Source organism: Qingrenia yutianensis, from assembly GCF_014385105.1.
Classification (GTDB): Bacteria; Bacillota; Clostridia; order UMGS1810; family UMGS1810; genus Qingrenia; species Qingrenia yutianensis.
Genome location: NZ_JACRTE010000065.1, coordinates 1 through 1,237, shown reverse-complemented (window position 1 = coordinate 1,237; position 1,237 = coordinate 1). Strand labels below are relative to the sequence as shown.

The window sequence follows — 1,237 nt, the reverse complement described above, 5'->3', positions numbered from 1 at the left end:
TTTTTTGATTGACATAAAAATTCCTCCTGTGATTTTGAATTTGTTTGCGTCCATTTCATTATATCACACTTTTTTCTGTCCATCAAATCTGGGAAGACGGCACGACTTTAACAGAATGTATCAGGACTGTGTGGACGGGAAAATCGATTTAATACTCACAAAATCAATATCGAGATTCGCTCGTAATACTTATGATTGCATCGACATGACACGAAAACTGAAAGTGCTTGGAGTAGATGTAATATTTGAAAAAGAAAATATCAACACCGGCAGAATAACAAGCGAAACAGAATTGGCAGCGTTAAGCTCGGTGGCACAGGAGGAATCAATATCATTATCGCAGAATGTGCGGCTCGGCATTCGGCACAGAATGAAAAACGGCACATTCAAGCAAGGGTGTCTCCCATACGGTTATTACCTTGGGACAGGCGGAGAATGGAAAATCAATGAGGAACAGGCGAGAATAGTCCGCCTGATATTTAATGCCTACATAGGCGGAATGAGTCTTCGCAAAATAGCGGACGAACTCAAGAAAGCAGGAGTGATAAAAAATGACGGAACGGTGAATTGGGTAGAAAACAGAATAAAATACATAATAACAAACGAAAGATACAAAGGCGACGCACTGCTTCAAAAAACATATACGGAGGAATTCCCGTTTAAATCACGGCGAAACTGCGGAGAACGGGATATGTACTATGTGAAAAACAATAATGTGCCGATAGTGTCAGCTGAAATATTTGATAAAGCAAACGAACTGTTAAAGGCACAGAGCAAGCGATATAGACCGAGCACGGTTCCGAGAGAGCATACATTTGCAAAAATGATATACTGCGGAGAGTGCGGAACGATGTTCAGAAAAAAGTCGGGTGAGAACAATATCTTCTGGGTGTGCAGAACAAGAGATCACGACAGTGCTGAATGCCCGACACCGCAGGTGGCTGAAAAGGTTCTGATGAACGCCTTCGTAAACCTGTATAACAGGCTTGTATATAACGCGGATATAATTCTCGCGCCTATGCTGAATCAGCTGACGGAGTACAAATCCAAAAGAATGGCAGACGGCGGCGAGATTGAAAATATAAATAAAGAGATAGCGGAATTGACAGAGCAGGTTCATGTTCTCCGAAATGCGAAAGCAAACGGATACATTGAGCCTGCTTCCTTTATGGAAAGAATGAATGAAATTGCATCAAAAACCGCAAAGCTGAAAAAAGATAAAAAATACCTACTCGGA

1 protein-coding gene is annotated in these 1,237 nt (G+C 41.5%); it reads left to right on the top strand.

All coding sequences use genetic code 11. The features are described from left to right. Positions 1-28: 28 nt before the first annotated feature. Positions 29-1,237, top strand: a 1,209-nt coding sequence (locus H8706_RS12040) for a recombinase family protein (RefSeq protein ID WP_262432833.1), incomplete at its 3' end; no start/stop codon positions are given.